Here is a 14,395-nt window from a genome sequence, read left to right on the forward strand (position 1 = left end):
CCTATTCCGGGCCATCCTCCGTCCGGCTGCGGAACAGGGCGAAGCGCGCCTCCACCTGTTCGAGATCCGGCCCTGACAGGTTCGCCTTGGCCTGCCGCATGAGCTGGTCGGCCTCGTCGCGCAGGACCTTGTGCCGGACCGGATCGGCCGTCGTCGCGGCCGCACCTTCGAGCGTCTCGAACATGACGGAGGCCGCCGCAGGACTGGTGGAGACCCCGTTGCGGATCGTGCCGAAACCGCGCGCCACGTAGTGGCGGAAATCGTCCGCCATGGGGCGTAGAGGGCGCCTGCCGTCCTCGTCCGGCTCTCCGATCGACCAGTTGAGATCGCGCTTGCCCAGTTCGGCGGTGGCCGCGCCGATCCAGTGCAGCGCGGAGATGGCGGTGAAGGGATCGTTGATGCCAGGCGAGAGGGCGCGCAGCCCGATCTCCACCAGTTCGTCGATCATGAAGTGCAGATCCTGCGAGGGGGTGCGCGTCTCGCCCAGGGCCAGGCACTCGCGCAATTTCTCGTCCCACTCATCGCCCGGAGCCTCGGACCAGTAACCGATGGCGACGGAGGGATGCACGAAATCGCCTGTCCTTACCGCCATCTGCAGTTCGGCTCCGCTATCGCGTGCCACCTTGAGCATCTGCTGCCAGTTGATGACCTGAATATAGCCGGCGCTGGCGGCATAGACGGGCGTGCCTTCGCGCATCTCGCCTTCCACCCGCGCCTTCATGGGTTCTTCGAAATTGTCGCGGATCGCGTGCAGCAGCCGTCTGCCGATCCCTTCGAGCACCGCGTTGATGCGGATCGAGGAGGGGACGTGGTTGAGGAAGTAGACCAGCACCATCACCGATATCATCATCAGCAGGTAGGCCACCAGCAGCGAAATCTGCGGTGTGAAGCCGGGATAGGCGGTGCCCTGTGCCAGCGGGCTCGCCTCGTCCGGCATGCGGACCGAGCGCAGGATGGTGATGGCGTAGACGAAGGTGCCGATGAATGTTGCGAGGCTGATCTGGTTTCCGCGATCCTCCATGAAATTGGTCAGCAGTCGCGGGCCGTAATTGCCGCTGGCGAAGGCGACCGCCGCGATCGTGATGGAGAACAGGGTGGACGCTACGCCGATCATCGATCCGGCGATGACGGTGAGCATGTTGCTGGCACCGTCGGGCCGGGCGGGCTGGAGCCATTTCACCTCGTTGATCCAGGCAGCGTAACCGGCACGGTCGAGCTGGATGGTGATGGTCGCCAGCAGCAGGGCGGCGACAGCAAACAGTGCGGGAAAGAACCAGTAGCTGGCGTTCACATCGCTCCAGAGCTTGCGCAACTTGGCCATCATGGTCGCGGAATATCCTTTCCTCGCACCGGGCCATTAGGGACTGGTGCTTTCGCTGTCTCGTCACGGAACGCGCGTAACGCGATTATCGGTCCGGCAATTGCACTAACGCGCTGATCCTGCGATTGAGCGGCAATGCGGCGGGGCAGGACAGCGCCCTGCCACCGAAAGGACGTACATGGTTGCCCCGATTACTGACAATACGGTCGTTTCCCCGCCAATTCCGGAGGTAAACACCGCGCTGGCCAACCAGCTCGGCAATATCGAGAACGTCGTTACCCTTACCATGCAGCAATACACGCTGGGATCGCTGATCCTGATGGTGAGCTACGGGGCCTGTTTCGCCTTCATCCTGTTCTTCCTGATGAGCGTGCAGAACCTCGCCCCGCGCTATCGGCTGGTGCCGATCCTGTCCGCGGTCGTCATGGCGAGCGCCGGGCTCAGCCTGCTGCAGGAATTCAGCCTGTGGAAGGACAGCTACGCGTTCGTCGACGGCCTCTACCGTCCGCTGGCCGAGAACGAGACCTTCACCAATGCCTATCGCTACGGCAACTGGACGATCACCGTGCCGATCCTGCTGACGCAGCTCGCCATCGCCATGGGGCTGCGGCAGGGGGAAATTCAGCGCCGTTCGCTGCGGATGGGTGTTCCGGCCGTGCTGATGATCTGGACCGGGCTGTATGGCCAGTTCGGCGAGGTCGGCGATTTCTCGCACCTCAACCTGTGGGGCGTCGTTTCCTCGATCTTCTTCCTGTGGCTGATACTCGAAGTGCGCCAGACGCTGATCGCGGGGATCAGCAGCACGCCCGACATCCTGAAGCCCTGGCCCAACAACCTGTGGTGGTTCTTCTTGGCGACCTGGGGCCTGTACCCGATCGCCTATGCGCTGCCGCAGCTGGGCGCCACGGCGGAAATCGTGATTGCGCGCCAGGGGATCTATTCGCTCGCCGATATTGCTTCCAAGCTGATCTACGGCATCATCCTTGCCCGCTTCGTGCTTCGCCGCAGCGCTTACGAGGGGTACATGCCCGCAGCCGAGGCGCTGGCTTCCGCCCCGGAGAAGCCGAATACCGGCGGCCCCGGGCTGCGCCGCGCACCTTAGCCGCGGGCGACACATGAAATTCGGATCGTCTCCCTGACGATACCTGAAGAAAAGGCCGGGGTGGTGGTTCGCCCCGGCCTTTTTTCCTTTCCGGCGGCGCGTCAGTCGATCTTGCCCAGATCGCCCTTGCCGCCACTGGGCAAGATCAGATCTTGCCCAGGTCTCCTTTCCCTATCGTGCCGCTGGCCATCTCCAGCATCCTGTCGAGGCTCTGCTTGGCCTTCATCCGCAAGCCTTCCTCGATCTCGATCTGCGGAGTGAGATCGCGCAGCGCGGTGTAGAGCTTTTCCAGCGTGTTGAGCGCCATGTAGGGGCAGATGTTGCAGTTGCAGTTGCCGTCCGCGCCGGGCGCCCCGATGAAGTTCTTCTCCGGCAGGGCCTTTTCCATCTGGTGGATGATGTGCGGCTCCGTCGCCACGATCAGCGTGTCGCCCGGGAAGGTCTCCGCGAATTGCAGGATGCCGCTGGTCGATCCGACGTAATCAGCATGATCGACGATGGCGGGCGGGCATTCGGGATGCGCTGCGATGGGCGCGCCGGGGTGCTGGGCTTTCAGCTTGAGCAGCTCGGTTTCACTGAAGGCCTCGTGCACGATGCACACGCCCGGCCACAGCAGCATGTCGCGGTTGAACTTGCGGTTGAGATAGCCGCCAAGATGCCGGTCCGGCCCGAAGATGATCGGCTGGTCTTCGGGGATCTGTTCGAGGATCGTCTCCGCGCTGGAACTGGTGACGATCACGTCCGACAGGGCTTTCACCTCTGTCGAGCAGTTGATGTAGGTCAGCGCGATATGATCGGGGTGCGCCTCTCGGAAAGCCTTGAACTTCTCCGGCGGGCAGCTGTCTTCCAGGCTGCACCCGGCGTCCATGTCGGGCAGGACCACGATTTTTTCGGGGCTGAGGATCTTGGCGGTGTCGGCCATGAACTTCACGCCGCAAAAGGCGATCACATCCGCGTCGGTTTCCGCCGCCATCTGGCTCAGCTGCAGGGAATCGCCCACGAAATCGGCAAGGTCCTGGATTTCCGGCTTCTGGTAGTAGTGCGCCAGGATCACCGCGTTGCGCTCCTTGCGCAGGCGTTCGATCTCGGCGAGCAGGTCGTCGCCGGTAGGAGGACGGGATTGATCGGTCATTGTTCTTGGGCCCCGGTCGTTTCTGTTGCAGATCGCATATAGTTCGAACGGACGCATGCGCGAGGGTGTTCCGTGCAAAACGCTTCCGCGGATGGGTGCGATGACGGGCCGGGCATCCCGTCAGACCGCAGGAAAACCATTGATTGTCTTGCCCCGGGGAGGCGGGAATGCGACAGCCCCCCGCCATGACCGATCCCGTACTGACAGAAGCCGCCGACAATCCCTCGCAATTGCGTCTTGTGGCCAATCGTCCGGTGTTTTTCGGCTCGGCCATACTGATCGTGGCCTTCGCACTGTTCGGTGCGCTGTTTTCGGAAACGGCAGGGCAGGTGTTCGATCGCTTGCAGGCGTTGATCGTGGCCGACTTCGGCTGGTTCTACATCCTTGCGGTCGCCGGTTTCCTGGTCTTCGTGGTGTTCCTGACGCTCAGCAAGTATGGCGACATCAAGCTGGGGCCGGACTGGAGCGAGCCGGAATACAGCCATCTGTCCTGGTTCGCGATGCTGTTCAGCGCCGGGATGGGGATCGGCCTTGTGTTCTTCGGCGTGGCAGAGCCGCTGCTGCATTATGCGGAGCCGCCGCGCGGCGACCCCGCCAGCGTCGACTCCGCGCGGCAGGCGATGGTGCTCACCTTCTTTCACTGGGGCGTGCATGCGTGGTCGATCTATGCGGTGGTGGGTCTGGCGCTGGCCTATTTCGCGTTCCGTCGCGGCCTGCCGCTGACGCCGCGTTCCGCGCTTTATCCGCTGCTGGGCAAGCGCATCCATGGGCCGATCGGCCATGCGATCGACATTTTCGCGGTGCTCGGCACGATGTTCGGCGTCGCCACCTCGCTCGGGCTGGGCGTACTCCAGGTCAATGCGGGGCTTGCCTTCATTGCAGGCGTGCCGCAATCGCCTGGCATCCAGATCGCGCTGATTGCAGGGATCACCCTGCTTGCCACGCTGTCTGTTTACATGGGCCTCGACAAAGGCGTGAAGCGCCTGTCCGAATTCAACATCATCCTGGCGGCGATCCTGCTCGGATTCGTGCTGCTGACGGGCTCGACCATCTTTCTGCTGCAGGCCTTCGTGCAGAACACGGGCGCGTATTTCGGCCAGGTGGTGGAACGCACCTTCCGCCTCTATGCCTACGAGCCGAACGAATGGCTATCCAACTGGACGCTGTTCTACTGGGGCTGGTGGATCGCCTGGTCACCCTTCGTGGGCATGTTCATCGCGCGTATTTCGCGTGGACGCACCATTCGCCAGTTCGTGGCCGGGGTGCTGGTGGTGCCGGTGCTGTTCACCTTCCTGTGGATGACGGTGTTCGGCAATACCGCGATCGCGCTGGACATGGCAGGCGTCGCGCCCATCGCCGAGATCGTTCAGAACAACCTGCCCACGGCGCTTTTCGCCACGCTGGCCGAGCTGCCGCTGTCCTCGATCACTTCGGTCGCCGCCACCCTCCTGATCGTGACCTTCTTCGTCACCTCGGCGGATTCGGGCGCGCTGGTGATCGACACCATCACCAATGGCGCAGTGGATGCGCCGCCTGTCTGGCAGCGCGTGTTCTGGGCGATTTGCGCAGGCGCGGTCGCGGCGGTGCTGCTGGTCGCGGGTGGGCTGCAGGCTCTGCAGACAGCCGCCATCGCCAGTGCGCTGCCTTTCGCCGTGGTGATGATCTTCATCTGCTATGGCCTGCTCAAGGCACTTGCGATGGAACAGAGCGGCGGGGTGCCCGATTACGGCATGCTGCCCACGCAGCCGCTCGACGCGGATATCAACTGGAAGAAGCGGCTTTCCACCATCACCGGCTCGTTCCGAAAGGAACAGGTTGCCGAGTTCCTCGAAGAGAAAGCCCTGCCCGCGCTCGAAGATGTTGCGGCGGAAATGCGCCGCCGCAGCCTCGCGCCCGAAGTCACCCGCGACGGCGGCGACGTATTGCTATCCGTACCGCATGGCGAACACGGCACCTTCAGCTACGAAGTGCGCGCGCGTGCCTTTCGTGCGCCCAGCTTTGCCTGGGCCGAGGCGCACCGTCCGGGCGAGGATGATGGAAAGCGGAATTTCCGGGCGATGGCGCGCAGTTCCGAAGGCGGCCATCCGCTGGACGTGACGGGCTACACCAGCGAACAGCTGATCGGCGACCTGCTCAACCGCTACGCACACTTCCGCCACGCGCGCCGGCTGGCATGATGATCGCCGCCCGATAAGGGCGCGCGTGTCGAAGCCTATTCCTCCGCGGCCTTTGCGGGGGCACGCTTCTGCTTGCTAGGCGTGTCACCGTCGAAGCTGACGTCCACGGTGATGTTGCGATAGCCGGCTGCCGCCAGCGGAACGGCAATGTTCTGCTGCACGGCCGCGCGCGCGGACGTCCGCGCCAGTTCCATCAGGGCGGGGCTGCGTGCGCTGTCGAGCGCTTCGCGCTCGGCGATCTGGGTGTTGTTGCGGCTCAGATCCTCTTCCGCATTGGGGGTGATCCAGATGCCTTCGCGCATGTATCGCGCGCGCGCTTCGTCGAGATTGGGCTTGCTGAGTTCCAGCGCGGGCAGGCGTACGCCCATGGTCTGCGTCTCGGCGTTCCACGAAAGGCGCGACCGGTCCATCTTCGACAGATCGACCGAGTAGTTCACCCGTGCCGGGATCACCGCGACCTGGCGGCTCTTGAGCGCACCGAAGAACCGGCTGTCCTTGCTGGCCACCACCGGCGCGAATTCCGCGGTGAAGACCACCAGTCGGTTCTGCTTTTCGAAGGAAACCAGCGTCGTCCCGATGGGGTCGCCCATCCGGTTGGGCCCATAGGTCCGCCAGCCGATCCAGGCGAGCGCGGCGATCAGCAGGATCACCAGGAACCAGGGCAGGAACTGGGGGCGCGACTTCTTCGCGCGGGTTTGGGTTTCTTCGTCACTCACTGCGGTTCGTCTCCACTAAAGGGCGGCCCATCTCTCATCCGAACGGTTAACCATGTTGCGGCGTTCCAGATCGATCAGATGCGCATGGACGGACATCTGCGCGGCCTTTTCCAGCCGCGGGTCCAGACCCTTGTACATCACGGGGATGAACTCAGGCAGACTGAGCGGCCCTTGTTCCAGCGTGCGAAGTATCTGTCTTTCGCGCTGGCGGCGGTGGCCGATCATCGAACGGACCAGCTGCTGCGGCTTTTCTACCGGCTTGCCATGCGCCGGGTAATAGACCCGGTCCTCGCGCTGGTAGAGCTTGTCCAGGCTGGCGAGGTAATCGCCCATGTCTCCATCGGGCGGAACGATCACGCTGGTGGACCAGCCCATCACGTGGTCGCCGGTGAACAGCGCGCCCGATTGCTCCAGCGCGAAGCACAGGTGGTTGGACGTATGCCCCGGCGTGGCGACCGCACGCAGCGACCAGCCGTCGCCTTCCACACTCTCCCCATCCTGGAGAACGCGGTCCGGCTCGTATGTGGTATCGAAGGCCTCGTCGGCGCGCGGGCCGTTATCCGCGATCACCAGCTTGGCGCAGCCCATCACCGGCGCTCTGGTCCGCTCGGCAAGCGGAGCTGCGGCGGGCGAATGATCGCGGTGGGTGTGGGTACAAAGGATCGCGGTGATTTTCGCATCCCCGGCAGCGTCCATGATCGCCTGGAGATGCTCCGCTTCGTGGGGGCCGGGATCGATGACCGCGCGGTCCTCGCCCGCACCGACGAGGTAGGTCTGGGTGCCCGTGAAGGTGTAGGGCGAAGGGTTCGGCGCAAGCACACGGGTGACGAGCGGCTCAGGCTTTTCGGGAGTGCCGGTGGGCCATGGGCGGGGCGGAATATCTACCATTGCCTTGCATATGGGGCGGCCACTGGCGCATGTCACGCCGCACGTTCGGGAAGAGGTGAGGTTTGAGCGAGCATATTCTGGTCATCGACGCGGGCACCACATCGACCCGCGCGATGCTGTTCGGGCGCGACGGCGTGCTTCGCGGCAGCGCGCAGGCGGAGATCGCGCAGCACTTTCCAAGGCCCGGATGGGTGGAGCACGATCCGCAGGAAATCTGGCAGGCGAGCCTCAATTGCGCGCGCCGGGTGCTGGGCAACCGCAGCCCGGAAGGCATTGCTGCAATCGGCATCACCAACCAGCGCGAAACGGTGGTCGCCTGGGACCGCAATACGCTGGAGCCGCTGTCCCGTGCGATCGTCTGGCAGGACCGGCGCACGGCGAAGGACTGTGCGGCGCTGCGCGAGAGCGGGCGGGAAGACGACGTTCACCGGGAAACGGGCCTTCTGCTCGATCCCTATTTCTCCGCCACCAAGATGCGCTGGCTGCTCGAAAACGACGATGCGGTGGCGTCCGCTGCGCGTTCGGGGCGGCTCGCCTTCGGCACGGTGGAAAGCTGGCTGGTCGCGAAATTCTCGGGCGGGGATCACATAAGCGATGCGAGCAATGCCAGCCGCACCTTGCTGCTGCCGCTTGGCGAAGCGGGCTTTTCCGAGGACCTGTGCGACCTTTTCGGCGTGCCGCATGCGGCGCTGCCGCGCGTGGTCGATACGCATGGCGAACTTGCCAGCTGCGATCCGGGCCTGTTCGGCCGGGCGATTCCGATCTGCGGGCTGGTGGGCGATCAGCAGGCCGCGACCATCGGGCAGGGCTGCCTGTCCGAAGGCGAAACCAAGGCGACCTACGGCACAGGCGCATTCATCCTTGCCAATCACGGCACCGAGATACCGCGTTCGGAGCACCGCCTGCTCTCTACCGTGCTGATGCAGCGCGATGGCGTGCGGACCTATGCGATCGAGGGATCGGTGTTTGTCGCGGGGAGCCTGATCCAGTGGTTGCGCGATTCACTGGGCCTGATCGCGGATGCGAGCGATACCGAGGCGCTGGCGCGTTCGGTCGAAAGCTCGGGCGAGGTGGTGATCGTGCCCGCGCTCGCCGGGCTGGGCGCGCCGCATTGGCGGGCCGATGCGCGCGGGCTTATCTCAGGGTTGAGCTTCGCCAGCGGCAAAGCACAGATCGCGCGCGCGGCGCTCGAATCGATCAGCGCCCAGACGCACGATCTGGCGCGGGCGTTCGCCGCCGACGGCGCGAAATGGGAAAGCCTGCGGATCGACGGCGGGATGAGCGCGAACGACTGGCTGGCGCAGGATATTGCAGACATTCTGGGTCTGGCGGTGGAACGGCCCCGTTTCGTGGAGACCACTGCGCTCGGCGCGGCCATCGCCGCTGCGACGGGGATCGGCTGGTTCGACGATCTGGCCGAGGCGGCAGACGCCATGCGCGGCGAAGTCGACCGCTTCGACCCGTGCATGCGGGACGGCGTGCGCCGTGAACGGCTTGAGCGATGGGAGCGGGCGCTGTCGGCGGCCTGAGGCTCAACCGCGCGCGAAATGCCTGCCCAGGCGCTGGTGCAGCGATCCGATCGAAGGCGACGAGACGGCGGAGTGGCGCTCGCGATATTCGCGATCCAGCCGCGCGATGCGGGCGTGCAGCCGCTGCGTTTCGGCGACGAGGGCCTGTGTCGGCAGGTCCAGCAGGTCCATCATGTCGGCGGCAGGTGCGCGATCGGGCGGCAGGTTGGTATGCTGTTCCCACTGGCGGTCGCTCATCTGTCCGGCCAGAAAGGCCCGGTGATTGAGCAGCCATGCGAGCACATGCATGATCCGCGTCGTCGCTTTCAGCCCTTCGCATTCGAGCGCGCGGCGCAGCGGCAGTTCGGGGGGCATCAGTTCGCTGACCGCCGGTGCGAAGACAGTCCGCACCTCATCCGCGAGGACGTTGGCCTCGCAATATAATTCTTCGACGATCAGCGCCGTGATATCGACCGTGTCCCTCATGCGAGCGACCGGCTAAGCCATTCGCTTCATTGCGATAAGCGCCTTGGCGGGCCTGTCCCGCGAAGGGGCGGATGATAACTCGCCGCCACGCCGGGCGAGATCAGGCGATGATGTCGGGGATCAATTCATCCTCGATCGCGGCCATGCGATCACGCAATTGCAGCTTGCGCTTCTTGAGCCGGGCGATCTGCAGCTGGTCGGGCGAATCCATTGCCGACAGCGCATCGATCGCCGCATCGAGATCGCGGTGCTCGATCCGCAACTGTTCGAGCCGCTTTCGCAATTCCCCCTCGGTCAATTCGTCCGTCCTCGTTCACGGCAACGGCCGCCATCCCACACGATCCATCGCAGCATCGGCTGGATTGGTCGAGAAGCCTCATATCACCCCTTCGCAGGAATGCGATTCTATGGTTCACTCTTCCAAGCGGTGGCCCGAAGGGCCGTACTGTCTCTTCCGGTGTCCCCGCGCTGCTCGCGTCCTTTCGCGAGCGGCTTCGACACGAAAGAGGAGAAGAGGCTTTATGAACGCTTCGCACATCACCGCCCTTCAGACCAAGCATGCCACGCTCGACGCGGCAATTGCCGATGAAATGCGCAAGGCGGCGCCCGATGATGCGACGCTGCGAAGTCTCAAGAAACAGAAGCTGCGGCTGAAAGAGGAAATGGCAACCGGTTGAGGCCGGAACGCGGACGCGTGAGCAGCAAAACGCAAAGGGATTTCCCCTGCGCGGCGCAATGAGCTAACCCGCACCCATGAGCGCAACGGTAGCGGCCCGGAAAATCCTGACCGGCCTTCACGAGTTGATGGCCACCCGCCTTTCGGCGCAGGACAAACTCGACCGCACTGTGGAGATCGTGGGCGAATCGCTCGATAGCGAAGTGTGCTCGATCTACCTGCTGCGTGGCGGCATGCTGGAACTGTCCGCCACGCGCGGGCTCAACCAGTCGGCCGTCCACGTCACCCGCCTTGCGGTGGGGGAGGGGCTGACCGGCACACTCGTCGCGCATGGGGAAACGCTCAACCTCGCGCAGGCCAAGGCGCATCCCGACTTCCAGTACCGGCCCGAAACCGGTGAGGACAAGTTCTCCAGCTTCGCGGGCGTGCCGATCGTCTATCGCGAGCGTGCGGTGGGCGCGCTCAACGTCCAGCATGTCGATCCGCGCCGGTACGAGGACGTGGAGATCGAGGCGCTCCAGACCACCGCAATGGTGCTGAGCGAAATGATCGTGAACGCAGGGCTGATCGACGAGCGTTCGGCCGACGAGGCGGCGCCGGAACGCAGCGGTCCTGCGCAGCTGACCGGCCTGACGCTGGTGGCGGGCCTGGCAAGCGGTTCGGCGGTTTTCCACCAGCCCCGCATCACCATCGACAAGGTGGTCGCCGAAGACACCGAGTTCGAGCGGCAGCGGGTCTATCGCGCGTTCGAGCGCATGCGTGACCAGATCGACCAGATGGCGCAGCAGGCGGAATTCGGCGCGGGCGGCGAAACCGACGAGGTTCTCAAGGCCTACAAGGCCTTCGCCTACGACGAGGGCTGGAGCCGCCGGATCAACGAGGCGATCGATGCAGGGCTGACCGCGGAAGCCGCGATCGAGCGTGTGCAGCAACGCACCCGCATGCGCATGCGCGAAATCGACGATCCGCTGCTCGCGGACCGGATGCACGATCTGGAAGACCTCTCGAACCGCCTGCTTCGGATCGTCTCGGGGCAGATCGGAACCGCCGCGTCGAGCGGGCTGAAGGAAGACGCGATCCTGATCGCGCGCAATCTGGGCCCGGCCGAACTGCTCGAATATGATCGGCGGCGGCTCAAGGGCGTGATCCTGGAAGAAGGCTCGCTCACCTCGCATGTGGTGATCGTGGCGCGGGCTATGGGCATCCCGGTGCTGGGCCGCGTGCGGGGCCTGCGCGGCGTCGTGGGCGAGGGTGACCACGTGCTGCTCGACAGCGATGCCGGGCTCGCGCATGTCCGCGCCCAGACCTCGGTCATCGATGCGTTCGAGGCGCGCTTCGCCAAATCGAAGGAACGGCGTGCCGCCTATGCCGAACTGCGCGATGTGGAACCGTTCACGCGCTGCGGCACGCGTATCCAGGTGATGATGAATGCTGGCCTGCGCGATGATCTGACCACGCTTTCGATGGTCGGCGCCGACGGTATCGGCCTGTTCCGCACCGAGTTCCAGTTTCTCGTCTCCGCCACGCTGCCGCAGCGCGAGAAGCAGACGCGCTTCTACAAGGATGTGCTCGATGCGGCGGGCAGCAAGCCGGTGGTGTTCCGCACCGTCGATATCGGCGGCGACAAGGCGGTGCCCTATCTTTCGAGCGACAGTGGCGCGGCAGACGAGAACCCGGCGATGGGCTGGCGGGCCCTGCGCCTCGCGCTGGAGCGCGACGGCCTGTTCAAGGCACAGGCCCGCGCGCTGATCGAGGCGGCGGGCGGGCGCACGCTCAGGGTCATGTTCCCCATGATCTCCGAACCGTGGGAATTCGATGCCGCCCGTGCAGTGTTCGAGGAACAGCGGGAATTCCTGCGTGCGCGCAAGCGGATCATCCTGCCCGAAGAGATCGAATATGGCGCGATGATCGAGGTGCCGGGGCTGGTCGAGGTGCTCGATCTTCTGGTGCCCAAGGTGTCCTTCCTTTCTGTGGGCACCAATGATCTTACCCAGTTCCTGTTCGCTGCCGACCGTGCCAACCCCAAGCTGGCTGCGCGCTACGACTGGCTGTCCCCGGCTATCCTGCGGTTCCTCAAGCGGATCGTGGATGCGACCGCCGGGCATCAGGTGCGGCTGGGCCTGTGCGGCGAAATGGGCGGACGACGGCTGGAGGCGCTCGCGCTGCTGGGCCTGGGATATCGCCGCCTTTCGATCACGCCGGTTTCCGTAGGCCCGATCAAGGAACTGATCCGGCAGATCGACCTCGATGAGGTGGGCAGCTTCATGAGTCGGCTGATCGCGCAACCGCCCCCCGATACGCGCGCGGCGATTGCCCAATGGGCGCAGGAACACGGCATCGAAGTGGAATGATCCTGTTCCGGCTGGGAAAAAGGCGCAAAATCCGGTCTTCCCGCCGTTGGCTTCGCATGGGAACGCCGCTAGACAGGGCGTTCCTGCAGCGGGGGCCGTAAGGATCAGTAATGGCGGACGACGAACCCGGATTCGAAATAGACAATTCCGAGCCGGCTGCCCCGGGCGAGCGGCTGCGTGCCGCGCGCGAAGCCAAGGGCATGAGCATAGAGGATGTGGCTTCGGCCACGCGGATTCCCAGGAATCATCTCGAATCCATCGAAGATGGCGATTTTGCCGTGCTGCCGGGCCGGACCTATGCGATCGGCTTTTCGCGCAGCTACGCCAAGGCGGTGGGCCTCAACGACGACGAAATCGTCAACGAAGTGCGCGAACAGCTCGGGATCGAAGACCCTTCCGAGCGTCTGCGCGACGGCACCATCCAGACCGAAGATCCCACCCGCCTGCCATCGCGCGGGCTGGTGATCGGTTCGATCGTGGCAGCCGTGATCCTTCTGCTCGGCCTCTTCGCCTTCTCGCGCACCTTCTTCAATCCCGGCGCCGGGCCCGATTCCCTGCTGGCAGCAGAGGAAGACCGGACGATTGCCGAAGAGCAGGCGCAGGCAGCGGCGACGCAGAGCGCCAGCCAGCAGCCGGCAGCCGATGGCCCGGTCGTATTCACTTCCACCGAAGAGGGCATGTGGGTGCGCTTCTACGATGGCGTTGAATCGAACGTGCTGATGGAAAGCCTGATGGCCGAGGGTGAAAGCTATACCATCCCCGACACTGCCGAGGACCCGCAGATGCGCACCGGGCGGCCCGACGCATTCACGATCACGATCGGCGGGCAGAGCGTGCCGCGCCTCGCCGAGAACGATGCGGTCGTCAGCGATGTGGAGGTGAGCGCGGAGGCGCTGCTGGCGCGCGACGGCATCGGCCTGCCCGGTGAGGGAAGCGACGCGGAGGGCGCCGACAGCCCGCCGCAGAGCACCGGAACCGGCGGCGTTCGCTGATCGGCGCAAGGGTATCGAGAAAGCGATGGTTCAGCCCCGGTTCGTGACGAAGGGGGCACCACCCGCGAAAACGGACTTGGAATACGAGGGAGACAATGACTTTGTTCAATTCATCCGCGAAACCCCGCGCGGTTTTGATCGGCGCGCTGGCCGGCCTGCTCGTGACAACGGGCACGCCCGCAGTCGCGCAGGACGGTGACGAAGCGCGCATCCGCAAGCTCGAAGCCGAAGTCCGCGCGCTTCAGCGGCGGGTCTTCCCCGGTGGCGACGGGCGCTATTTCGAGCCCGAAATCTCATCATCGCAGAGCGGCGGCGCGACGAATGCCGCGCAGACGACTGCCGTTACCGACATTCTGGCCCGGCTCGACGCGCTGGAATCCTCGATCCAGACGCTGACGGGGCAGGTCGAGCAGGTCACCAACACGCAGCGGGGCTTCGAGGCGCGCCTTTCCGCGCTCGAAAGCGCGACCGTGCCGCGCACCGCCTCGAATACATCCGGCTCCGGCACGACCACCCAGCCACGCACGACGACGACGCCTACGCCCACACCTGCGCAAAGCTCCGGCCCCAGCGCAGAGCGTCTTGCCGCGGTGCGCGCGATCACCAAGCCGCAGACCGACGATGCGGGCGACGACGATTACTCCTACGGCTTCCGCCTGTGGGAGGCCGAGCTTTATCCCGAGGCGCAGCAGGCGCTCGCCGCCTTCGTGGAGCAGTATCCGAACCACTGGCGCACCACCTACGGGCGCAACCTGCTGGGCCGTGCTTATCTCGACAACGGACAGGCGCGTGAGGCCGCTCCGTGGTTCCTGCAGAACTACCAGGCCGATAACGACGCCGCCCGTGCACCGGACAGCCTGCTCTATCTTGCCGAAGCAATGATCGAGCTGGGCGATACGGACCGCGCGTGCATCGCCCTTGCCGAATTCGGCGAGACCTATCCGGCAATCGCCGCCGGTCGGTTGAGCGATCAGTACGAAGCGAACCGGCGCAAGGTGAGCTGCTCCAATTAACGCAGAGGTCGATCCGGCGCTGGTCGCGCGGTT

Annotated in this window: 13 protein-coding genes; 7 read left to right on the forward strand and 6 right to left on the reverse strand. The window is 64.8% G+C overall.

From position 1 onward, the window contains the following. Position 1: 1 nt before the first annotated feature. Positions 2–1,324, reverse strand: coding sequence for a DUF2254 domain-containing protein (locus ADAD_RS0113540; RefSeq protein WP_010414783.1), 1,323 nt, complete (start codon positions 1,322–1,324; stop codon positions 2–4). Positions 1,325–1,499: 175 nt separating this feature from the next. On the opposite strand from ADAD_RS0113540, the gene ADAD_RS0113545 reads away from it, so the two are divergent. Further along, the gene (locus ADAD_RS0113545; protein WP_010414786.1) at positions 1,500–2,423 is read left to right on the forward strand and encodes a bacteriorhodopsin; all 924 of its coding nucleotides are present in this window, start codon (positions 1,500–1,502) and stop codon (positions 2,421–2,423) included. Between the two features lie 145 nt (positions 2,424–2,568). On the opposite strand, the gene nadA is transcribed toward ADAD_RS0113545, so the two are convergent. Continuing rightward, positions 2,569–3,555 carry a quinolinate synthase NadA gene (gene nadA / locus ADAD_RS0113550; protein WP_010414789.1) on the reverse strand — a complete coding sequence of 329 codons (987 nt, stop codon included), beginning with the start codon at positions 3,553–3,555 and terminating at the stop codon, positions 2,569–2,571. Between the two features lie 185 nt (positions 3,556–3,740). On the opposite strand from nadA, the gene ADAD_RS0113555 reads away from it, so the two are divergent. After that, on the forward strand, positions 3,741–5,732 hold the full coding sequence (locus ADAD_RS0113555; RefSeq protein ID WP_010414793.1) for a BCCT family transporter: 1,992 nt from the start codon (positions 3,741–3,743) through the stop codon (positions 5,730–5,732). Between the two features lie 35 nt (positions 5,733–5,767). Here the strand turns inward: ADAD_RS0113555 and ADAD_RS0113560 are convergent, their stop codons facing one another. Continuing rightward, positions 5,768–6,448 (reverse strand): DUF4230 domain-containing protein, encoded by a 681-nt coding sequence (locus ADAD_RS0113560; protein WP_010414796.1) that lies wholly within the window; start codon positions 6,446–6,448, stop codon positions 5,768–5,770. A 15-nt stretch (positions 6,449–6,463) separates the two neighbouring features. Then, positions 6,464–7,336 (reverse strand): MBL fold metallo-hydrolase, encoded by an 873-nt coding sequence (locus ADAD_RS0113565; protein WP_029140142.1) that lies wholly within the window; start codon positions 7,334–7,336, stop codon positions 6,464–6,466. 62 nt (positions 7,337–7,398) lie between these two features. Between ADAD_RS0113565 and ADAD_RS0113570 the strand changes: the two genes are divergently transcribed. Beyond that, complete coding sequence (locus tag ADAD_RS0113570; protein ID WP_010414802.1) at positions 7,399–8,865, forward strand: FGGY family carbohydrate kinase; 1,467 nt, start codon at positions 7,399–7,401, stop codon at positions 8,863–8,865. A gap of 3 nt (positions 8,866–8,868) precedes the next feature. Here the strand turns inward: ADAD_RS0113570 and ADAD_RS0113575 are convergent, their stop codons facing one another. Together ADAD_RS0113575 and ADAD_RS0113580 are read right to left on the reverse strand one after the other, a co-directional pair. Next, entirely contained in the window at positions 8,869–9,330 is a 462-nt protein-coding gene (locus ADAD_RS0113575) for a DUF1465 family protein (RefSeq protein WP_010414805.1), read from the reverse strand. A 100-nt stretch (positions 9,331–9,430) separates the two neighbouring features. Then, positions 9,431–9,628 carry a YdcH family protein gene (locus tag ADAD_RS0113580; protein ID WP_029140143.1) on the reverse strand — a complete coding sequence of 66 codons (198 nt, stop codon included), beginning with the start codon at positions 9,626–9,628 and terminating at the stop codon, positions 9,431–9,433. Positions 9,629–9,851: 223 nt separating this feature from the next. Here ADAD_RS0113580 and ADAD_RS16700 point away from each other — a divergent pair, with 223 nt between their 5' ends. From ADAD_RS16700 to ADAD_RS0113600, 4 genes are all read left to right on the forward strand, one after another. After that, a complete protein-coding gene (locus ADAD_RS16700) occupies positions 9,852–10,007 on the forward strand; it encodes a YdcH family protein (RefSeq protein ID WP_010414810.1) in 156 nt (51 codons plus the stop codon). 76 nt (positions 10,008–10,083) lie between these two features. Next, entirely contained in the window at positions 10,084–12,357 is a 2,274-nt protein-coding gene (gene ptsP, locus ADAD_RS0113590; RefSeq protein WP_029140144.1) for a phosphoenolpyruvate--protein phosphotransferase, read from the forward strand. 110 nt (positions 12,358–12,467) lie between these two features. Further along, the gene (locus ADAD_RS0113595) at positions 12,468–13,349 is read left to right on the forward strand and encodes a helix-turn-helix domain-containing protein (RefSeq protein ID WP_010414818.1); all 882 of its coding nucleotides are present in this window, start codon (positions 12,468–12,470) and stop codon (positions 13,347–13,349) included. A 95-nt stretch (positions 13,350–13,444) separates the two neighbouring features. Beyond that, on the forward strand, positions 13,445–14,362 hold the full coding sequence (locus ADAD_RS0113600; protein ID WP_010414820.1) for a tetratricopeptide repeat protein: 918 nt from the start codon (positions 13,445–13,447) through the stop codon (positions 14,360–14,362). Positions 14,363–14,395 lie beyond the last annotated feature (33 nt).

The sequence above is a fragment of the Citromicrobium sp. JLT1363 genome (genome assembly GCF_000186705.1).
Classification (GTDB): Bacteria; Pseudomonadota; Alphaproteobacteria; order Sphingomonadales; family Sphingomonadaceae; genus Alteriqipengyuania.